The following is a 19,383-nucleotide window of genomic DNA, read 5'->3' on the forward strand; positions in this document are numbered from 1 at the left end:
GCCGTCAGGCTAGTGGATTCGGACCCGGCTCAGAAGGGCCAACCGCCGTGCCCGCCACCACCGTGGCCGCCGCCACCGCCGCCGCCGCCGAAGCCGGGGAACCACGAACCGCCGCTGTTGCCGCCACCGAGCCCGGGCAGCCACGGGTTGTTGTTGCCCCCGCCGCTGTTACCGGGCAGCCACGGGTTCGGGTTGCCGCCCTTTTTGCCACCGTCGCCGCCGCCGTTGTTACCGGGCAGCCACGACGGCTTGTCGTTCTTATTGCCGCCGCCGTTGTTACCGGGCAGCCACGACGGGTTGCTGTCCTTGTTGCCGCCACCGTTGTTACCGGGCAGCCACGACGGTTTGTCGTTCTTGGGCGGACTCTGCTTGGGCGGACTCTGCTTGGGCGGGTTGAAGATCGACGGCAGGTCGGGTTGCTTCACCGGGGCGGGTGCCTGAGGTACGACGGGTGCGGGCGCAGGGATCTGGACCGGCACCGGGATCGGTATCGGTGCGGGAGCCGCCGGGGCCGGCGCAGCCGGAGCGGGAACCACCGGGGCGGGGGCCGCAGGCGGATTCGCCGCGGGCGCCCGAACCACCGGCGCGGGGGCCGCCGGAGCCGGAGCGGGTGCCTGCGGGGCCGGCGCCGCCGGGGCCGGCGGCACGATGGGCGCCATCACCGGCGCCTCCTGAGTCGGTACGATGATGTTCTTGCCGGGGACCGGATGATCCGCGGCGGTCGGCCGGATGGTGACCGCCAGCGCGACGGCCAGACTGGCCACCCCGACGACGAAGAACGCCGCCAGCCCGCTGCCGGCCAGCAGGAAGGGCCGACGCTGCCGGGGCGCCTCGATGTCGTCGAACAGCCGCATGCCGGTGCTCGGCGGGTAGTCCTCGTCGATGCTGCCGGTGGTGTCGTCGACGGTGAAGTCCAGGTAGCCACTGTCGTCGGCGACCTGGCTGTAGGCCAGTGCCTGCTCCCCGTTGGTGGCGTCGTAATCCGTGGCACCACCGCCGGCCAGGTGGGCGTAGCCCAGTGCCACCAACTCCGGATCGAGCATGCCGGTGCCCGGATCGCGTGCCCACGCCAGTGCCGAGGTCGACGAATCGAACAGCGGCGCATGGGCACTGGCCAACGCCGCACCTCGCGCCAGTGCCGTCTCCGGTTCCTCGGGCACACTGACCGGCAGCGGGCTGGCCGCGTCCAACTCGGGCTTGACCACCTCGACGTTGACCCCGGATCCGACCACGAACAGACCCTCGGGCCGGGACGCGAGCCGGCCGGCCTGGGCGGCCAGCGCGGTCAACTCACCGACGGCGGCGACGTCATCGGCGGGCAACGACACCCGGTGCAGCTCGGTGACCGAGCCGTCGGAGGAGTCGACGACGGCCAGGGTCGCCTTGTCGGGCTCGATGAACATGAGCGCGGTCCGCTCGTAGCCGATGGCCCCGCCGACAGTCTGCGCCAGAGCGGCCGCGGCCAGGAAGGCCGACACCAGCATCACATTCTCGACCCGCCGGTCGGCCAGCGCGTCACGCAGCTGGCCCGCCTGCACCTGGTCGGCCACGGTCACGCCGGTGGACGCCAGGCGGTAGCCGCCCTGCTGCGCGCTCTCCTGGGTGCCCAGGATCGCCGACACCACCCGCTCGGGGAACGTCACGATGCCGCCGTCGACCTCGAAGCCGTCTTCGTCGACGGTGACGCCGCCGGCGTTCTCCCCTTCGATCAGCACCATGCGAACCGACGGCGGTGCCGTCGACACGCCTAAGACGATGTCCACCGCACCTCCTCCGTCACGGTCGGCGATTGATTAGCCCATCTTATGTCTGCCCGGGATAAATCCCCACTCAGAAGTGCAGGCCGGGGATCTTCAGGCCGGGTATCCCGCCGCCACCATGGCCGTGACCACCGCCGCCACCACGTCCATGACCACCGCCCCAACCGCCGTGGCCCCAGTCACCCCAGCCGTCGTCGTCGCCGCGGCCGCCACCGTGTCCCCCGCCACGCGGCGGTGCGGGGAACAGCGGCGGGCCGCCGGGCAGCCCCGGGATCTGCAGGTTCGGGATCACCGGAGGCGGAAGAGCCGGCGGAGGCGGGGCCGGCGCCGGGGCGATCGGGGCCGGCGCCGGGACGGCGGCTCGCGGAGCCGGCACCTCGGCCGGCGCGGGTGGGGCCTCCGGAGCGGGTGGCGCCTCCGGGGCCGGTGGCGGAACCACGGCCTTCGGCGGGGGCGGCGCCTGGTGGGTGACGACGTTGGCGCGCACGTCGGGCTTGTGGTCATCGGCCGAGCGCATGCCCATGGCCAGCGCTATCGCCAACCCGACCACCCCGACCACGAACAGTGCAGCCACCGCGCCGGTGACCAGCATCGACTTGCGTTCGCGGCGGGGCAGCGCCGCGGTGCTGAAGTCCAGCAGCCGGGAATCGACCAGCTCGGGGTTGTCGACTTCTGGGGCCAACACGGGCATGAATCCGCTGTCACCGAAGTCCGGCACCGCACTGTAGGCCAGTGGCTCGTTGTCGGACGTGGCGTTGTAGTCGACCTCGCCGCCCGCGACGTAGGCGTACCCCGCACTGACCAGCCCCGCGCCCAGCGCGCCGGTGCCCGGGTCCTGCGCCCAGGCCAGCGCCCGGGTCGATGAGGAGAACAGCGGCGCGTGTGCACTGGCCAGCGCCGCTCCGCGGGCCAGCGCCATGTCCGGTTCCTCGGGAGCGATCACCGGCAGCTCGCTGGCCTTGTCCAGCTCGGGTTTGATCATCGCCACGTTGACCTCGGAGCCCACCACGAACAGCCCGTCTGGTCGCGACGGCAGCTGTTGGGCGCCGGCGGCCAGCTCGGTCAGCTCACTGACCGCTCGATCGTCGTCGCGCGACAGCGGCTGACGACGGATCTCGGCGATCGAGCCGTCGTCGGAGCTGACCACCGCCAGCGTCGCCGCCTCGGGTTCGACGAACAGCAGGGCCGTGTGGGCGTAGCGGGTTGCGCTGCCCACCGCCTGGGCCAGTGCCGCAGCGGCCAGGAACGCCGACACCAGCATCACGTTCTCGACCTTGTGGCCTGCCAAAGCCTCACGCAGCTCGGCCGCGTCAGCAGGATCGGTCCAGGTCACGCCTGTCGAACTGAGCTGGTAGCCGCCCTCTCGAGCTCCTTCACGGGTGCCCAGGATGGCGGAGACCACCCGCTGCGGTCCGGTGTGCGTGCCGGCGGCGATGGCGATGTCGTCGTGATCCACGGTGACGCCGTCGGCGTTCTCGCCCTCCAGTAACACCATCCGGACCGTCGAGGGCGCCATCGACACCCCGAGAACGATGTCCACAAAACCTCCCCTGCTGCTGATCGGCCGTGCCGGTACCGGCTTCATCGCAGCCGCGAGGCGGCCGTCACATCCGAGGGCTAACCGGACTTGATGAAGTTCTGGTACGAGCGGGACGGCGTCGGCCCGCGCTGGCCCTGATATTTCGACCCTACCCTCGTGCTGCCATACGGGTGCTCCGCCGGAGAGGTCAGCCGCAGCAGACACAGCTGGCCGATCTTCATCCCCGGCCACAACGTGATCGGCAGATTCGCGACGTTGGACAGCTCCAAGGTGATGTGTCCGGAGAAGCCCGGATCGATGAAACCCGCGGTGGAGTGGGTGAGCAAGCCCAGGCGCCCCAGGCTCGACTTGCCCTCGAGCCGGCCGGCCAGATCCTCCGGCAGCGTGCAGCACTCCAGGGTGGAGCCCAGCACGAACTCGCCGGGATGCAGCACGAACGGCTCGCCGTCCTTCGGCTCGACCAGCGTGGTCAGCTCGTCCTGCTGCTTCGCGGGATCGATGTGGGTGTAGCGGGTGTTGTTGAACACCCGGAACAGGCTGTCGAGGCGGACGTCCACGCTGGAGGGCTGGACCAGGGCGTCGTCGAAGGGGTCGATGCCCAGCCGGCCGGAGGCGATTTCGGCCCGCAGATCGCGATCGGAGAGCAGCACCGCACGAGCGTATCCGCTGCGCGCCGTTTCGCCGCCGAGTGTGCGGATTCGTCGGCAAGATCGCGGTTCGGCCAACGATTCCGCACTATCGCCGGAGGAGGCGAGCCTGGATGCTAGCCTGCTAGCGCACCAACGCCGATGTAGTTCAATGGCAGAACATCAGCTTCCCAAGCTGAATACGCGGGTTCGATTCCCGTCATCGGCTCAATTCATGCAGGTCAGAGCCTTTCTGAAGTTTGCTAGCAAACTCGACCCCGCCAAATCCCGTATTTTCCCCGTAAATTGGGTCAGCCAGTCCCTTTGCTGGCCCATTCCTCCAGCACAGCGCGGGTATCCGGCCCCGCCGTCACCCGCTGCACATAGTGCCCTTCGGTGGTCGCGAGCTGGGCGTGCGAGAGCTGCTGCTGGGCAGCCTCGACGCCGAGCCCGTCCCGCACCACGGTGGCCACCGACCGGCGGAAGCTGTGCGGAGTCACCCACCGCAGATCCTCATGCGGCGCGAGCGCTTCCCGCAGCGACGACCGGATATTGGACAGGCTCACCAGGCCGCCGTCCCGGTTCTTCAGCACCGTGCCGGTCGGGCCGGTGACCGCGTACAGGTCAGTGAGCACCTGGGCGCCGAACTTCGGCAGTGTCACCGTGTGCGGCGGCGCGTCGCCCTTGCGGCGGTCCTGCCGGTGCAGCGGCTTGCCGGCCACCCGTCCCGCGTCCTGCACGGTCCCGGAGACGGTGACGGTCGGCGGTACGGCGAGCAGGTCGACCTCATCCCATTCGATCGCCAGCACTTCGCCCGGCCGCACCCCGGTCGCCGCGAGCAGTTCCACGAACACCGGCAGCATCAGACCGCGCCGCGGACCTGGACCCTTGCGCCCGCACCACACCTCGACAGCCCGACGCACCTGCTCGAGTTCGATCCCGGTGAGAGCGCGCGCCGGCTTGCGTTCCTGCTTCGCGGTCTTGGTCTCGCGGATCGGGTTGTGCTTCACCACATCGAACCGGGCCGCCAGGCTGTACATGCCCGACAGGATGATCCGCAGGTAGATCGCGGCCGACGACGGCAGCGCCTTCAGATGCGCGTCGGCTCGGCTGGTCGTCAGTTCCGCGATCCGTAGGTCACCGCCCCACGGTTCACCGTGCAGCCGCCACGTGTCCCTGTAGAGGGTCACGGTGCGCTCCCCGATCCGGTCCTCGGCGATCTTGGCCGGCAGCCACGCCGCGAACAACTCCGACAGGGTGGTGGTCCGGTCGATTACGCCCGTGGGTTCCCCGGCTTCGAGTTCGTCAGCGATGCGGCGCTTCAGCTCCCGCCGGGCGTCCTCGGCCGACTTACCCGACGACGCCTCACGCTCCCGCAGCTTCCCACTATGGAGCCGCAAATACGTTGTGGCGTAGAAGATTTCCCGAGCTTTGCCGTTCGGCAATTCCTGCCTAACGACGCGATCGGTGATCTTGCCGTACTCACCGGGCCGCATCCGCTGCCTAGGCATCGAGCACCCCGCCGCAATCCCGGATGATCGCCTCGTTGCGATCGACGTCGGCGCGTGCGATATCTCGCTCATCCGTCGCCGCCGCGATCCGGGTCGCGTCGTCGGTCCCCACGCTGATGAGTGAGTCGGCCACATAGAACCGAGCCAGTGCCGCGCGACGCTCCATGACCGCTTTCACCAGCCGCGACCCCGACGTCTGACGCTTATCAACCTCCAGGCCGCTCGCCCACAGGAACGCCTCCAGGCTCGACACATCCTGGTCGGGAAGCATCTCGACCCGACCGGCCGGCAGGTCAGGGAACAACAGCGCGAGCGGTGGAACATCAAGGGCCGCAGCAAGTACCAGAAGCTCGGACACATCGAGCTTTCCGGCTCGCACGTTCGCCTCGATCTTGCTGATCGCCGCTCGTGAAACCGGAAACCCCAGATCTCGGGTCCGCTGAGATAGCTGAACGGCTGTCATACCGGCGGCTTTGCGGGCCGCCTGGACGGCCACACCGACCCTTCCGGCCAGCTCCATCTGCCAGGTCTTCGCTGCTTCGTCAATGCTCGGCATTGCGTCATTCTTCCATGGAAACCCTTGCATTCAAGCACACGCACTCGTACGCTCGGTAACGATTCACATCACGATCCCAGGTGATCTATTCTAGAGCAAGGAGTCATCATGTCCGATATCGCAGCGGTCCAGCTTCACAATGTCGACGCCGTCATGGCGCGACTCAGCATCGGTCGGTCGTCCGTGTTCAAGCTGATCCGAACCGGCCAACTACACAGCTGCAAGGTTGGTCGTCGACGGCTCGTAAGTGAGACCGCTATCAGCGATTTCGTCAGCCGCATCGATACCACCAGCGTGGCCTGACATGCGCGCCTACCCGCAGGCCGATCACGCCGACCTCGGAATCGTCGACGACGACCGCACGCCTGACTTGCGGGCGGTAAGCAGAACGGCCCCCGTTGACCCGGTGTTAGCCGCACCGGCGAGGACCGCTCACACCCACCAACCCCTTGAAGAAGACAGGTAGACCAACTATGGCACACCCCCCTATCCCGTACGAGCTGACTGACGACGGGGCCGACTACGACAGCGCCGATTACCCGGTCGACTCGACGTACTACCCGTGCTGCAACGCCATCGGCCAGCACGCCAGCACCTGCAACACCCAGGCTCCGCTACTGCCGATCGGCGCCACCAGGGCAGGGGAGTTCGACCCCGAAGACGGCATTCGCCTAATTCAGGCACACCTTGAACCGTTCGAACTCCACGCCGAACAGGACCGTACCGGCAACCTCGCCAACGTCGTGATCTTCCTCGACCAAGCGGCGAGCGAAAACGGGTTGGACGCAGCCCATTTCCGCGAGCTGATCCCCACACTTCGACGCGTCGCAGAGTTGGCCGACAAGTGGACTTCAACCACATGGGGTGAGCAGCGATGAACGGCGAAGTAATCCGGTGCAGCCGCTGCAGACGAGGAGCGAGCGTGGACGAGGCTGCCGACTGGCATATCGAGTTCGCACGCGGCCGCGTTGCCGACATCGTCTGCGTCGGATGCCAAACCGTCGCGGAGCGGGCCGCGGCTGCTGTCAACGATGCGACCACGGCCGAGATGCGCGTTAATCAATCGGGCCACTTCACCGCCCGGCGCGAGGCCCGGCGATGACCGCGGCGAAGAATGCCGGCCCTCAGCTGGCCGACGCCCACCCCGAGCTTCCAGAGTGGCGCCTGGCGATGCGCTGCCGCGGTTGCGGGCGCTGGCTCACGGACCCCGCGAGCGTTCGATCCGGTATCGGACCGATCTGCGCAGCACGAGAGGCAACACGATGACCCACCAACACGACGAACACGACCCCAAGAACCGCGCGGAAGGACCGGATGCGAAATCCGGCCCTTCGGCACCGCCCGAGCTATTCACCGCCGAACAGGCCGCCGCGCACCTTCACGTGTCCGGGACGTGGCTACGTCAGCAGTTGCGAGCGCGGCACTTCTCCGGCGTCAAGATCGCCGGCCGTTGGTACATGACCGGTGACCAGATCACCGAGGCGATCGCATTCATGACCAGCCCGGCGCTGCCACCCGAACCGGTTTCACCGGCCGGTCTGGCCCGCAACAGCCGATTCCGACGCCGCGCCAACCTCAAGAGCGTCCTGCCGCCACCGTGACCACGCTGGCCGCCCCGAATTCAGTCGCCGCCAAGCGCGGCCCCACCTACCGAGCCAGAGCGGCGGTAAGCGTTGAACACCTCAGCAAGCCAACAGGTTTCGTTCTGGGAAGTCCACACCTGGGTACAGCGGTACCTCGATGTAGTCGGCGACTACCCGACGTGCGGAACACCGTCCTGGTGCCTCCTACCCGATGACTCGCGTGAAAAGTGGGCCGCGCTGCTGGACTTCGCCCAGCACCATGCACTGCGGGTCGAGACTGCCCAGGAACAGCGCGCGGAGACCGCCAAGGCCATAGCCTCCGCGGTCGACTGGCCGGCCATCGCCCGCGAACTACGTCAGCGCCGACAGTTCTACGTCCAGCACCCGCATCTGCGCCGCCGAGCAGGGGAGCGCGCATGACCGCCGCGAGCGAACAGCATTCCGGGCAGGTACGGATGGCGCACCGACTGGCACACGTCTACCGCGACCGACTGTTGCACGTACACGGCATCGGCTGGCACCACTTCGGCGGCACCCGCTGGGTCTACGACGACACCGGCGCAGCCAAACGGGCCGTCCTAGACATACTCCGCACCGCACTCGCTGACTCACTGCAGGACAAGCAGTTACGCACGGACGTCCGCAAGTGCGAATCGGCATCGGGCGTCAACGGCGTACTCGATATCGCTGCCGCCCTCAAGGCTTTCGCGGCCACGACCCGCGACCTGGACGCCGACCCCTATCTGCTGAACGTCGCCAACGGCACGCTCGATCTACGGACCTTGGAGCTGCGCGACCACCATCCAGGCGATGGCATCACCAAGGTCACCCGCGCCGCCTGGCGCCCGGACGCCGTCGGCGACGTGTGGGCGGCGCATATCGGCCTGGTGCTGCCCGACGAATCCGTGCGTGCCTACCTGCAACGGCTCGTCGGCCTCTCACTGCTCGGCACCGTCCGCGAACACGTCCTGCCGATCCTCACCGGCACGGGCGGCAACGGCAAGGGCGTCACCTACGGCGCGCTACTCCACGCCCTCGGCGACTACGCCAGCACCGTCGAACCCGACCTGTTCATGCACCGCGACGGCGCACACCCAACCGGCGAAATGGATCTGCTCGGGCGGCGCCTGGTCATCGTCAGCGAATCCGAACGCGACCGGCGACTAGCTGAAGCGACCATGAAACGGCTCACCGGTGGCGACACCATCCGAGCACGCCGAATGCGGCAGGACTTCGTCGAATTCGCACCGTCACATCTGCCGCTGCTCATCACCAACCACCTGCCGCGGGTATCCGGTGACGACCCCGCGATCTGGCGACGCATCCGGATCATCCCCTTCGACGTGACCGTCACCGACGAACAACGCAGGAAGTCCGCCGGCATCGAGGAACACCTGCAGGGTGAAGCCGACGCGATCCTGTCCTGGGCGATCGCAGGCTGGGCCGATTACCAGGCACGCCGCGGTCTCGATGAGCCAGCTAGCGTGCTGGCCGCCACCGACGCCTACCACCGCAATTCGGACGCGGTCGGGCAGTTCATCACCGAATGCTGCTCGACAGCACCGACGCTCAAGGCAGAGACCAAGCAACTGTTCGAGCGGTGGGAGCGGTGGCGAAGCACCGAGGGCGTCGAGCTGCTCAGCATGCGTGCCTTCGGCATCGCGCTCGACAACAAGGGATACACCGCCCAGAAATCGACCGGAGGGCGTCGGTTCCGCAACGGAATCGGCCTCCTGGCGAACCCAGGCGGCGCCGAATAGTGGCGCAGGTGGCGTATCTACCTGTTCGTCCTACGCACGCACGTAATGGCGTCATACCTGGGCTACGCCACCACCGCCACTATCCGCAGGTCAAAGCAACTTTCAGAGCAGAAAGGCCACGGCATGAGGTCCCAACGCGAGCGAGACGAACGCAAACTGTTCGCCCAAGCCACCGCCGAATGCGGCAGATGTGAAGGCGAGGGATGGGTCGACATGAACGACGACAACCGCGCCCTATGCCCGGCCTGTAGGACACCCGAGGGCAGACAGCGGCTCATCGCCCGGCACTTAGCCGCCACCGACCACGGCAGGAAGCGGTATCTCTAATGGACGCGCCCGACGAATGCTCATTCGCCGTCGACTGGCGCCGTAGCGCCTGCCTCCGCGAACGCACTGACAGCGACATCGACCACCACGCGGTCATGGTCGTCGGCCCGGAAGGCACCGAACACGCGCTGCTGATCGACGTGAGCATCGTCGGCGCTTATCCGGTCAACTTCGGATGCCCGGACGCGCCACACGAGCAGCTCGGCTCGCTACCCGACACCTACGCGCACCGACTACGGCCGCCGTAGGACGCGCACTGCGTTCGGCGCCGATAGTCCAAACGCCCCAAGTAATCCCGGCCACTGAAATTCCAGCCGCAACCAAGCCGAAGGCCCAACATGAACAACCCACCCGACACGCCGGCCGAGACATGGGCCGTCATCGCCAGATTCCCCGGCTACGAAGTAAGCCGCGACGGACACGTACGCAACCGACGGACACGCCGGATTCTCAGACCCATCCAGCGCAGGTGCGGCCCCGCCGTCCGGCTGCACCGCGGCGGCCAGCGTCGCCGCCGGGTCGTCGTCGGCACTCTCGTCGACGAAGCGTTCGGCACCCCGAGACTCGAGACCGATCACACCGCGCCTGACGCCAGCCGGGCGAGTCAACCAAGCCCACAGCACGCCGGCCACGGCCACGCCGAGCAGCACGCCAGCCACGACGACGCCATCCGCCGACGCCGCACCACACCACGCGGACACCGCGGCACCGGACGCGGCCGACGAGCCACACCCAGCACAACTCACGGAGCACACCCATGACCGCCACACCAACAACCACCGATCCCCACCGCGTGAGGCATCCGCATGGCAGCGCACCCGATCAGCACCACCCGCCAGACCCCGCCGCCAAGACACCCCCACCCCCAAAATCGTCAGATGGGGCGGGGTTATCCGACCGTTCCCGCAGTCCTTCTTGTTTACGTACGGGGTCGAAAAATCGGAGCGGATTGCCCCCCGGCCTCAAAAGTTTGACCGGCCGGGGTGTCGCGACTCCCTCGCCCAGTCATCTCGCCCTCTCCCCGAGCTTATCCACCAAATTTCGGGTGTTCCCGCAGTTCAGGAGGGTTGTCGCGTGGTGCTGATGTCACCGGGTGTTGTGTGCGCGTTTGCACGCGTTGTGCGCGTTTGCAGGGGGTGGGTTCGTGACGGCGCGTAAGGCGCCGGCGCCGCGGACGTTGGTGGCCGAGGCGTTGCGTTCGGGTGATCGGCGCCGGTCGTTGGAGGCGTTGCGCGATCAGCTCGGCGAGCGCCTGGACGGTACGGCGTCGGCGCGGGATGCGGCGGCGATCACGCGGCAGCTGACGCTGATAGTGGCTGAGCTGAGCGGAATGGGTAGCGGTACGTCGAAGCGTTCGCAGGTGCGGGCGTTGCGTGAGACGCGGCGTGCCGCTATGCGTGCTGACGCCACTGCCGGCGCCGCTGAGCCGGCAGCTGGCGGCGTGAATCCTGCTGTGGCACGGCCAGGCCCGGGTGGTGCCGATGTCGGGCGGTCCGGCCGGCGTGCCGAGGACGCCATTGCAGACGGTGAGGCCGGCTGATGAGCGTGCCACCGGATCGTGCGATTTCGGAGCACGTCCAGCCGGTCGACGGGATGATTCTGATCAGCGATGACCTGGCGCGGGTGATCGTGCATTGGTTGGGTCAGTACGCCGAGCAGTGCCGACAGCGCAGCGGAATTGCACCGGATCGATTGCGCGATGTGCAGCAGTTGCTTGCCGAGGCGGCTATCGCGTATTCGCGTCCACGCGAACGACTTCCGATTTCGAATCGTATTTCTCCTGGTGATTCGGTCCGTGATTCGCGTCGACGCGAAATCGCTGGGCGTTGCCTTGACCTCGATCTACTGTCAGGCGATGCGGGTTTCGTCAGTCCTTCCGAGGCGGCCGACATGCTTGGCATCACTGCCGATGCGGTGCGTTGGCGCTGCCGGTCGGGGAAGCTGCCCAGCCGAAAGGCAGGGCGGCGCACGGTGATTCCTGTTTCGGCGTTGAACGGTCTGTAGGACGAGAGGGGCGCGTAGTGGCCGAGTTCGAATCGAAAGAGATCGCCGAGCTGGTCGGGTTGTCGCCTGATGCCAACGATCGGACGATTCGCGCAGCGCTCGCTGAGGTGCTGGCTAGCCGGCGGGACTCCGGAGACGCGGCGCGGCGCGAACGTGCGCTTGTCGCCGAGGATCAACGCCTGGTGACGGCTGCGATCGCCGACGGTCGCATCCTCGCCAGTCGTGGCCATCACTGGCGGCACGTGCTCGCGAGCGACCGCGATGCCAACCGCGCGCTGCTGGCATCGCTGGCGTCTGCGCTACCGCCGTCGTCGCGTGAGGTCCTGGCATCGCAAGCCTATTCGCCGAACGCTGAACTCGATCACATTCACATCCTCGGGAAACTGGGCATCCCGGTTGCAGGCCCGCGCAGCACCGTGCACGCCTCAGCGCAATCGCCCGCACCGGCACCCACATCACCGCATGTACGCGCAGGCGCACCCACTACGCAGACAACCCCAACACCTCAGATGCCGCTCGACCTCATTCCCTCCTTTGTCCCTAACCCCATCGTGATCCGCAGAGGGAAGCCAATAAGCGAATGGACGCAGCAGGAGATCTCCGACGAGTACATGCGCCGGCTCGGCCCCCGGACCTCCGTTGGCCTGCCCCCTGCACCGCCGGAAGACATTGTGTATTGGCCCAGCCCGAATGACACCTTCCGGTGGAACGAGACGAACCAGCAATTCGAAGCCAACCCGAACTACGGCCGACTCAGCGACTACACGGAGGTACGACCCGGCGATGAGTGAATCCGCGATCGAGGTACCTCCCGGATACGGACCCGGATTACCTCCGCAGCGGCCCGGAGATAGCACCGGCGGCTCTGCTGCGACTTACGAGGTGGTCGCGGCGCTGGTGGTGGCCAAGGACATCGACGGCCGGCTCCAGCACTGTTACCGCGGCTCGATCATTAAATGGCTCAACGACAAACAGCGAGCACACTTCCTGCGGATGGGACTCGTTGCCGAGCTCACCGGCAGTGGACAGGGCGTCGGCCCGGACGGTCCACCGGTCGCGGTGAACGAGTAACAGCGGGAGTGAGTGCGTGCGTAAGCAGCGACGTAAGCCGAGCCTGGGCCGGCGGACACCTACCGACTTCGGCGGCAGGGTGCAGCGCAGTCGGGTCGAGATCGAGATGCTTCCCGTCCGATTGCTGCACGCCCACTCCGAGCGCAACACCGTGCAGGTCACCCAGATCGAACGTGAACTGCTGGCACTATCCAAACCCGACCTTGTGCGCGCCGTCGCCGCCGCGGTAACCCTGTGGCTGTTGACGATCGACCCCGGCCGCATCGAAATCGTCGCCGACGAGGAGGCCAGCTAATGCCGATTTTCATTGACGTGATGACGCGGCTGTCGCGTGCCGAGGCGGTGGCGGCGGCGCGTGAGGCCGAGGCGATCTTCGGTCGCGCCGGCCGGGCGATCTCCGATGACTTCGGCCGTGCGACGGGCTCGTTGTTCGACGGCATACTCGGTCGTGCTGACCGTGCGAGCCGGGAACTCGAGGGTTTGCAGCGCACCTATTCGGCGACCGCCGACGCCGAGGCCGCGGCGGCGTCGCGTATGGAACGCTCACGGCGGCAGTCTGAGATCGCCGAGACGCGCCTGGCCGAGGTCCGTGAGAAGCATGGGGATCTGTCGTCGAAGGCGATGACCGCGGAGCTGGCGCTGGCCGATGCGCGGGCCCGTTCGGGTCGTGACGCGCGCGGCTACGTCGATGCGCTCAACGACACGGAGATCGCGCACCGCGCCGTCACCGACGCGACGGTCAAGAGCGCCGAGTCGGTGGGAATGTTCGGTGGTGCGTTCGCCGGGATGTCCGGCACGGCACTCGCGGTCGGTGGCGTTACCGCTGCGGTGGCCGGTCTGGGGGTCGCGATCGCCAAGTCGGTTCCGCCGGCCGCTGACTTCCAGGCCGAGCTGATGAAGCTGCACACTGCGGCCGATATTCCGGTCGACAAGCTGCAGTCGATTCAGAACATGGTGCTGTCGATGGCACCGCAGGTCGGTATCGACCCCGGTGAGCTGATGAACGGCGCGTATTTCGCGGCGAAGGCCGGGCATCGCAACGCGACCGATATGGGTGCGGTGCTCAAGGCCGGCGCGCAGATGGCCGCGATCGAGGACGTGCCGCTCGAGACCGCACTGTCGGCGATCACCACGCAAATCTCGGACTATCACCTGAAGGCGTCCGATGCGGCGTCCGTCGGGTCGCAGATCGTCACCGGCGCGGGGGCCGCGAAGGTGCCGCTGGGGGAGTTCGCGGGCGCGATGCACGTCGTCGAGCCGGTCGCGTCGTCCATGGGTATCGGGGCGCCGCAGTGGATGGCGATGGTCGCGCAGATGACGCAGTCGGGGATGCACGCCGACAACGCCGGGCAGGACGTACTGAGCCTGATTCAGAAGATCCAGGCGCCCACGAACCAGATGCGGGCCGAATGGGGCGCGCTGGGCCTGGACCCGACGCAGATCAAGACGCAGTTCTCCGCGGACCCGTTGTCCACGATTCAGAAGCTGGCCGACGCGATCAGCGCACACACCGACCAGAACGGCATGGTCAATATCGACGCCAATTACAAGAACGTGCAGGTGCAGCAGTCGATGCAGCAAATGCTCGCGTCGATGAACACCGACCAGCGCAAGGTCGCCGAGCATATCCAATCGGGGGATCTGACGTTCAAGCAGTACCGGAAATCGCGTGGCGACGCGTCCGAGGACGACGTGAAGAAGATCGAGCAGTTCAACACGCTGTTTCAGCAGTCGCGCGGATTCTCGCAGTTGCTGTCATCGGGTCAGGGCTCGCAGCAGACACGCCAGCAGGCGATTCAGGCGCTCATCGGCGACCAAGTCAGCGGGCAGGCGTTTCAGCAGCTCACCGGTGAAGCCAACGCCCGCGCCCAGTCGACAGCGGCGAGTATCGCGGGCTCGAAGCCCGACGCCAGCGGCAACGTCGAGGGCTCCGCCGAAGCCCTCAACACCTATCAGGGCAACGTCAAGAAGCTCAGTGCGGCATGGGATTCGCTGAAGGTGTCGATGGGCACAGCGTTCCTGCCGACCGTCACGTCCGGGCTCGAGAAGCTCAACACGGCCATGAATTGGATTGTGCAGCACCGGGCAGGCATCGGCTCGTTCTTCCACGAATTCGAGACCGTCGCACTGGGCGGTGCTCACGCCGTTGAGGGCCTGTGGCACGCCGTCGACGGTGCCTGGCATGCGATCGACACGTTCGGGCACGGCGTCGGCCGTGTCATCGGGCAGGCGAAGGCCGATTTCGAGAAGCTCAAGGACGCGCACCCGTTCCAGGCGATCAAGGACGGCGTCGACGGGCTGCTGCACTCGCTCGGCGACATCCCCGGCGCGGTCAGCAAGGCCGCCGGGGCGCTCGGTCACATGGCCGCCGACGGCTTCGGGAAAGCCGAGCACCTGCTGCACATCCCCGGACACGCCAACGGCGGCCCGATCGCCGGCGACGGTCCCGACGGCGTCGACTCCGAACTGTCGCTGCTGGCGCCGGGCGAGCATGTGTGGACCGCCGGCGAGGTCAACGCCGTCGGCGGCCAGAACGCTATGTTCCGGCTGCGGGCCGCGGCGCGCGCCGGCCAGCTCACCGGATACTCGACCGGCGGCAGTCGCCGCGCACCGGGCCCCGGTGAGGGCGGCATCATGCTCACCGACCCGAACGCACCACAAGGGCCGGCCGGCACCCGCAACGACCCGGTGTTCATCAAGTCCAGCGACGAGAACGAGAGCAGCGCGCACCGACGCCACCGCAGCAGCAACCGCGGCGACGACGCGACACCCGGGCCCGGCAACGACGGCCTGGGCGGCGCGCAACGCCACAACGGCCGGGCCGATATGCCGGATATGGATTTCGGTGCCGAGATGGACGACGCGTTCGGGCTCAAGGACGGTCTGCCCGGCTTCGCGAAGTGGGTCGTGACGTTCCTGGGGAACATGGCGATCGCCCCCATGGAGGGCGCGATGCTCGGCTCACTGCTCAAGCCACCGAACGGGCAGGATACGCAGTTGTCGTGGCTGCAGCCGGGGGAGTTCGTGCAGCCCAAGAGTGCGGTCAACGCCGTGGGCATGGACGGTATGAATCGACTGCGCAACGCCAAGCACTACGACACCGGTGGCCCGGTCGACGAGAGCGGCCAGCCGACGGCACCCGGGCAGCCGATGGGCTCCAGTGGTGGCGGCAAGCCCGGCCTGGGGATCTCGGGTGGTGCGCTCGGTGCCGCCGAGGGCGCGGCCGCGATGGCCGCCAGCATGTCGCCCGCCGGGCCCGCCGGCGGGATGGCGGTGCAAGCGCTGTCGCAGATGATGAACCGCACCATCGCCTACGGCGGCCAGCTCGCGGCGATCGGCGTCGAGGGCCTGATGTCGACGTTCATGCCGTCGGACTCGCCGCTGTCCGATTTCGGCAACACACTGCCCGGCAAGATCCTATCCGGCATCGCCGGCGCCAAGCCGTCATCGCCGATCGTGGCCGGCAACGCGAAGCGTCCCCTCGAGAACGAGAGCATCCGCAACCAGCAGGAAGACGCGGCCGAGTCCGCCGGCGGCGACACCCACGTTCACATGTACAACCCGAAGATCCAGGCCAAGGACTACAACGACTTCACCGACAAGCTCAACCAGCAGGCGCGACTCAGTGGCCACGCCAGCGGCGGCACCGGGTACGCCGTACCGGGCCGCATCCGATGACCACCCAGCGACAGAACGGAGCACGCGCCCGATGAGTGAACTCGACACCTGGGTCGTCCAGAACGCCATGTGTGGGATGTCCGGGCTGCGGGGCATGGCCAACCTCGACGACGGGTTTCGACGCCTGATGAAGCAATGCAACGACGCCTACGACGACATGATGGGCCGTGGCCGCGCCGACGGGCTGAGCCTGCTCGACCGGGGCGCGACCCCGTTCTAGAGACTCGACCGCCGATGACGTCGGCCCGCTTTCGACAGAAAACGCGCCCGTAAGCCGGTAACCCCGGCAGCGGGGCGCGTTTCTGCGTTTCAGGACGTGCCGTCGCTGCCCGGCTGGTACAACGGCACGAACCGCGGACACATGATGCCCACCGTCATCCCCTCGAATGATCCGACGTCGGCGCCGTTGAACCCGGGATACAGGCCCTGGACGAACCCGTCCTGGTCGTGCAGCGTGCGATGCCCGGTGGCGAGGTAGTCGCAGAACGCCCGGGCGTTGACCACGGTCACCGGGCCGTCGCTCGTCAGCGGTAGTTGCGCGTCGTGGGCCGCGTCGAGCAGCTTGTCGTTCTGCGCGTTGAGCACTTCGGCGGCCGACGGCGTCGCCGTGACGGTCGTCGTCTCGATGATCGGCCGAAGCTCACCGACGTCGGCGCGGTGCTGTACCCGCGTGCCGGTGATGAACGCGCCGAGCATCAGGCCGCCGACGGCAACGAACCCGAGCAGGCCGAGCAGCGTGCGCGTTAGTGGTCGTCGTTCCAGCTCAGTCTCTACCGGTTCGGGGGGCGCGATCTCCCACGCGAGTCCGTATCCGTTGTCGGGGACGCTGACCGGCTCGACGACCTCAGTGGGCTCGACGGTGCCGAGCTGGGTCTCGGAGTCGGTCATAGCGGCGGCCTTCCGGGCTGACGGAGTCAGTGCTAGCTTGCTCGGAAACCGTACGCGGCGGCCCTGTCTTGACGGGATGCTGAGGTCAGGTTTCCAGCAAGTTCACACCGCCGGCAACGTAATCGGCGCGCGGTCGCCTGGCCGCACCGAGTAGCTGGCCACGCGGCGCACGGTCGACGTCGTCCAGGGCCGTCAGACCGCACAGAGCCGCGAACCAGCAACTCGACGCACGGATCTGACCGGGATGGAACCGATGCGACCGGCGCCCGCGCCGACATCACCGGTGTGAGCCGGGAGCTGCACGATGAATGGCAACGCTCCATCAACACCGATGCCGCGCTCTGGGATGCCATCTACAAGGCGACGACCGGTGGCCCTCCGGCCGGCTGACCGCGCCTGGCTGGTCCTGGCCGCCACGGTGACCGTGTGGGACCTGGCCGCCGGTGAAACCCTGTCCTCGGCGGCCGGCCGCTACCACCAGCACCGGCCCTGGCCAACTCCCCTGCTGGTCGTCTACCTCGCCGCGCACCTACTCGGCTGGTGGCCGGCCCGCGGCGATCCACTGCACGTCATCACCTACTGGAAGCGCCCCCGGCCATAAGGCCGGGGGCCGCTTTGTGCGTCGCATTTGTGCCAGGTGCCACCCGTGGTCACGCGATACCCGCCTAGTCATCATCCAGCCGACGAGACGCCTCAGTCAACGACATCGCCCCGGCGCGTTGTCCGCGACGACCCCGGTCCCGACGGACGACTATTCGTCGCTCAGCAGTTCGGTCTGCGGGTCCTGAGTCCAGATTGTTGCGTTGCGGCTGCCCGGAATGAATGCGTCCATGAGACCTATTGCCGGCTCGAATCCCTTCCGGGCATCTCCCCTGATCAATCCAAGACTGGTGAGCTTTCCGGTGTCGTGAGACAAGGCGCGATCGCCGACTCTCGCATACATCTCGGCCAGTTCGGGAGTCAGACGCCGAAGCTGCGCTCGTGATGTCGGCCGACCTTCCGGCATTGACAGAACGAGTGTCCGGCGGCGTTTCGACGTCTCGCCTTGAGTCTCGTCCTGAAACACTTCGTGTACATAGTTGACCCACGCAACAGCCCGCTGCTGTCGCTGGACCACTGCGATCTGCTCGCGTAGCTGGTCGACGAAACCATCGGCCGCATAGCCGATCAGACCGGCTACGTCATCGCCACGCGACGCCGCGTCCAGCATCGCGTAATACCGTGTCCGGGTCCGGTTGTAGTGATCTGACAGAAGACTGCTCGAAACCCACGGCACTAGATGTGAGTGCGCCAAGATCGCGCATTCCAGCGCTCGGGCGGTCCGACCGTTGCCATTCCCGAACGGATGAATCCACGCGATATAGAGATGACCCAGCACGGCGGCGTAGAACGCCTGGATGAACCTGATGTCTGGATCGACGGATTCGTCGAACACCATTCCGAGCATGGAGTTGATCCAGCCGCAGAGACGATCAACCAGGTACGGCACATCTTCCGGTGGCGCTGACCGATACACGCTGCCAACGACCAGTTGACGCTCGGTGTACTCGCCCGGAACGACATGCGCCTCGTCACCGACGCCGTCGAGAATGGCCGCGTTCTGTGCCTTGAGCCATTCAGGAGTGACCTGCCATCCGTCCGAGGTTCGCGCCGCGACATCGATGTCACGCAGGACCCGCGCAACGTTCTCGACCTCCACCTGGAGGTACTGCTGCGACTTCGGCAACGTTCGGCGCTCGGCGAGAATGTCGAGGACTTCCGACTCGCTGAGCGTGTTTCCCTCGATCGCCGTTGTGGCCTGCGCCCCCTTGGCCAAGTACAACTGCGCCAGATCGGCGGCAAGCGACGGCTGGAGCGGGGTGCCAGCCAAGTGGCGACACTTGGAGAACGCTTCACCCAAACGTACGCTCAGTTGGTTGTAGACCGCGCCGTCATATTTGAAAGTTATCCACGGGTGCGTGGTCTGATAGAGACGTGCTTCCACCAGGCAAATCTACAAACTTTGGGCGTATTTGTCGAGTCTGCGACGAGCATCACGGGAAGTGCCCGCGAAACACCCTCGGTGCATCACGTAAAAAT

The 19,383-nt window shown here is 67.1% G+C and carries 23 protein-coding genes and 1 tRNA gene; 17 read left to right on the top strand and 7 right to left on the bottom strand.

All coding sequences use genetic code 11. From position 1 onward, the window contains the following. Positions 1-29: 29 nt before the first annotated feature. The 3 genes from K6T84_RS06655 to dcd all read right to left on the bottom strand — a co-directional run bounded on the left by K6T84_RS06655 (position 30) and on the right by dcd (position 3,950). Positions 30-1,763 (bottom strand): DUF7159 family protein, encoded by a 1,734-nt coding sequence (locus tag K6T84_RS06655; protein ID WP_225401198.1) that lies wholly within the window; start codon positions 1,761-1,763, stop codon positions 30-32. 67 nt (positions 1,764-1,830) lie between these two features. Next, a complete protein-coding gene (locus K6T84_RS06660; RefSeq protein ID WP_225401197.1) occupies positions 1,831-3,300 on the bottom strand; it encodes a DUF7159 family protein in 1,470 nt (489 codons plus the stop codon). A gap of 77 nt (positions 3,301-3,377) precedes the next feature. Beyond that, positions 3,378-3,950: a dCTP deaminase gene (gene dcd / locus K6T84_RS06665; RefSeq protein ID WP_225401196.1), complete on the bottom strand. Its 573-nt coding sequence runs from the start codon at positions 3,948-3,950 to the stop codon at positions 3,378-3,380. A gap of 134 nt (positions 3,951-4,084) precedes the next feature. On the opposite strand from dcd, the gene K6T84_RS06670 reads away from it, so the two are divergent. Then, a tRNA-Gly gene (locus tag K6T84_RS06670) sits at positions 4,085-4,155 on the top strand. Between the two features lie 82 nt (positions 4,156-4,237). On the opposite strand, the gene K6T84_RS06675 is transcribed toward K6T84_RS06670, so the two are convergent. Both K6T84_RS06675 and K6T84_RS06680 read right to left on the bottom strand, forming a co-directional pair. Further along, positions 4,238-5,437, bottom strand: coding sequence for a tyrosine-type recombinase/integrase (locus K6T84_RS06675; protein ID WP_225401195.1), 1,200 nt, complete (start codon positions 5,435-5,437; stop codon positions 4,238-4,240). Further along, entirely contained in the window at positions 5,430-5,993 is a 564-nt protein-coding gene (locus tag K6T84_RS06680; RefSeq protein ID WP_329786660.1) for a helix-turn-helix domain-containing protein, read from the bottom strand. Before K6T84_RS06680 ends, K6T84_RS06675 begins: the two co-directional genes overlap by 8 nt. A 108-nt stretch (positions 5,994-6,101) precedes the next feature. On the opposite strand from K6T84_RS06680, the gene K6T84_RS06685 reads away from it, so the two are divergent. The 15 genes from K6T84_RS06685 (at position 6,102) to K6T84_RS06755 (ending at position 16,636) form a co-directional block, all read left to right on the top strand. Continuing rightward, a complete protein-coding gene (locus tag K6T84_RS06685) occupies positions 6,102-6,296 on the top strand; it encodes a helix-turn-helix domain-containing protein (protein ID WP_225401193.1) in 195 nt (64 codons plus the stop codon). 170 nt (positions 6,297-6,466) lie between these two features. After that, positions 6,467-6,871 (top strand): hypothetical protein, encoded by a 405-nt coding sequence (locus tag K6T84_RS06690; RefSeq protein WP_225401192.1) that lies wholly within the window; start codon positions 6,467-6,469, stop codon positions 6,869-6,871. A 44-nt stretch (positions 6,872-6,915) separates the two neighbouring features. Beyond that, positions 6,916-7,095, top strand: a complete 180-nt coding sequence (locus K6T84_RS06695; protein WP_225401191.1) for a hypothetical protein — start codon at positions 6,916-6,918, stop codon at positions 7,093-7,095. A gap of 68 nt (positions 7,096-7,163) precedes the next feature. After that, positions 7,164-7,259 (top strand): DUF6011 domain-containing protein, encoded by a 96-nt coding sequence (locus K6T84_RS06700; protein WP_225401944.1) that lies wholly within the window; start codon positions 7,164-7,166, stop codon positions 7,257-7,259. Continuing rightward, the gene (locus tag K6T84_RS06705) at positions 7,256-7,594 is read left to right on the top strand and encodes a helix-turn-helix domain-containing protein (protein WP_225401190.1); all 339 of its coding nucleotides are present in this window, start codon (positions 7,256-7,258) and stop codon (positions 7,592-7,594) included. Before K6T84_RS06700 ends, K6T84_RS06705 begins: the two co-directional genes overlap by 4 nt. 72 nt (positions 7,595-7,666) lie before the next feature. Further along, on the top strand, positions 7,667-7,996 hold the full coding sequence (locus K6T84_RS06710; RefSeq protein ID WP_225401189.1) for a DUF2742 domain-containing protein: 330 nt from the start codon (positions 7,667-7,669) through the stop codon (positions 7,994-7,996). Beyond that, positions 7,993-9,336: a DNA primase family protein gene (locus K6T84_RS06715; RefSeq protein ID WP_225401188.1), complete on the top strand. Its 1,344-nt coding sequence runs from the start codon at positions 7,993-7,995 to the stop codon at positions 9,334-9,336. Before K6T84_RS06710 ends, K6T84_RS06715 begins: the two co-directional genes overlap by 4 nt. Positions 9,337-9,662: 326 nt before the next feature. Beyond that, a complete protein-coding gene (locus tag K6T84_RS06720) occupies positions 9,663-9,911 on the top strand; it encodes a hypothetical protein (RefSeq protein WP_225401187.1) in 249 nt (82 codons plus the stop codon). A gap of 896 nt (positions 9,912-10,807) precedes the next feature. Beyond that, entirely contained in the window at positions 10,808-11,203 is a 396-nt protein-coding gene (locus K6T84_RS06725) for a hypothetical protein (protein WP_225401186.1), read from the top strand. Continuing rightward, a complete protein-coding gene (locus K6T84_RS06730) occupies positions 11,203-11,667 on the top strand; it encodes a helix-turn-helix domain-containing protein (RefSeq protein WP_225401185.1) in 465 nt (154 codons plus the stop codon). The genes K6T84_RS06725 and K6T84_RS06730 overlap by 1 nt, the downstream gene beginning before the upstream one ends. 17 nt (positions 11,668-11,684) lie before the next feature. Next, on the top strand, positions 11,685-12,458 hold the full coding sequence (locus K6T84_RS06735) for a hypothetical protein (RefSeq protein ID WP_225401184.1): 774 nt from the start codon (positions 11,685-11,687) through the stop codon (positions 12,456-12,458). Then, positions 12,451-12,738 (top strand): hypothetical protein, encoded by a 288-nt coding sequence (locus tag K6T84_RS06740; protein WP_225401183.1) that lies wholly within the window; start codon positions 12,451-12,453, stop codon positions 12,736-12,738. Before K6T84_RS06735 ends, K6T84_RS06740 begins: the two co-directional genes overlap by 8 nt. A gap of 16 nt (positions 12,739-12,754) precedes the next feature. Continuing rightward, positions 12,755-13,033, top strand: a complete 279-nt coding sequence (locus K6T84_RS06745) for a hypothetical protein (protein WP_225401182.1) — start codon at positions 12,755-12,757, stop codon at positions 13,031-13,033. Beyond that, positions 13,033-16,416 carry a phage tail tape measure protein gene (locus K6T84_RS06750; protein WP_225401181.1) on the top strand — a complete coding sequence of 1,128 codons (3,384 nt, stop codon included), beginning with the start codon at positions 13,033-13,035 and terminating at the stop codon, positions 16,414-16,416. Before K6T84_RS06745 ends, K6T84_RS06750 begins: the two co-directional genes overlap by 1 nt. A gap of 31 nt (positions 16,417-16,447) precedes the next feature. Further along, positions 16,448-16,636, top strand: a complete 189-nt coding sequence (locus K6T84_RS06755) for a hypothetical protein (RefSeq protein ID WP_225401180.1) — start codon at positions 16,448-16,450, stop codon at positions 16,634-16,636. A gap of 89 nt (positions 16,637-16,725) precedes the next feature. Here K6T84_RS06755 and K6T84_RS06760 read toward each other — a convergent pair whose 3' ends face one another. After that, entirely contained in the window at positions 16,726-17,304 is a 579-nt protein-coding gene (locus K6T84_RS06760; protein ID WP_225401179.1) for a hypothetical protein, read from the bottom strand. Positions 17,305-17,674: 370 nt separating this feature from the next. Between K6T84_RS06760 and K6T84_RS06765 the strand changes: the two genes are divergently transcribed. After that, positions 17,675-17,905 carry a DUF7427 family protein gene (locus tag K6T84_RS06765; RefSeq protein WP_225401178.1) on the top strand — a complete coding sequence of 77 codons (231 nt, stop codon included), beginning with the start codon at positions 17,675-17,677 and terminating at the stop codon, positions 17,903-17,905. Positions 17,906-18,055: 150 nt separating this feature from the next. On the opposite strand, the gene K6T84_RS06770 is transcribed toward K6T84_RS06765, so the two are convergent. Next, positions 18,056-19,288, bottom strand: a complete 1,233-nt coding sequence (locus K6T84_RS06770) for a Fic family protein (RefSeq protein ID WP_225401177.1) — start codon at positions 19,286-19,288, stop codon at positions 18,056-18,058. Positions 19,289-19,383 lie beyond the last annotated feature (95 nt).

This window comes from Mycobacterium zoologicum (assembly GCF_020181635.2).
GTDB classification, from domain to species: Bacteria; Actinomycetota; Actinomycetes; order Mycobacteriales; family Mycobacteriaceae; genus Mycobacterium; species Mycobacterium zoologicum.

Coding starts and splice junctions, on each gene's coding strand:
- K6T84_RS06675 (WP_225401195.1), bottom strand. CDS start 5,437: ATGCCTAGGCAGCGGATGCGGCCCGGTGAGTACGGCAAGATCACCGAT.
- K6T84_RS06680 (WP_329786660.1), bottom strand. CDS start 5,993: ATGCCGAGCATTGACGAAGCAGCGAAGACCTGGCAGATGGAGCTGGCC.
- K6T84_RS06685 (WP_225401193.1), top strand. CDS start 6,102: ATGTCCGATATCGCAGCGGTCCAGCTTCACAATGTCGACGCCGTCATG.
- K6T84_RS06690 (WP_225401192.1), top strand. CDS start 6,467: ATGGCACACCCCCCTATCCCGTACGAGCTGACTGACGACGGGGCCGAC.
- K6T84_RS06700 (WP_225401944.1), top strand. CDS start 7,164: ATGCGCTGCCGCGGTTGCGGGCGCTGGCTCACGGACCCCGCGAGCGTT.
- K6T84_RS06705 (WP_225401190.1), top strand. CDS start 7,256: ATGACCCACCAACACGACGAACACGACCCCAAGAACCGCGCGGAAGGA.
- K6T84_RS06715 (WP_225401188.1), top strand. CDS start 7,993: ATGACCGCCGCGAGCGAACAGCATTCCGGGCAGGTACGGATGGCGCAC.
- K6T84_RS06720 (WP_225401187.1), top strand. CDS start 9,663: ATGGACGCGCCCGACGAATGCTCATTCGCCGTCGACTGGCGCCGTAGC.
- K6T84_RS06730 (WP_225401185.1), top strand. CDS start 11,203: ATGAGCGTGCCACCGGATCGTGCGATTTCGGAGCACGTCCAGCCGGTC.
- K6T84_RS06740 (WP_225401183.1), top strand. CDS start 12,451: ATGAGTGAATCCGCGATCGAGGTACCTCCCGGATACGGACCCGGATTA.
- K6T84_RS06750 (WP_225401181.1), top strand. CDS start 13,033: ATGCCGATTTTCATTGACGTGATGACGCGGCTGTCGCGTGCCGAGGCG.
- K6T84_RS06755 (WP_225401180.1), top strand. CDS start 16,448: ATGAGTGAACTCGACACCTGGGTCGTCCAGAACGCCATGTGTGGGATG.
- K6T84_RS06760 (WP_225401179.1), bottom strand. CDS start 17,304: ATGACCGACTCCGAGACCCAGCTCGGCACCGTCGAGCCCACTGAGGTC.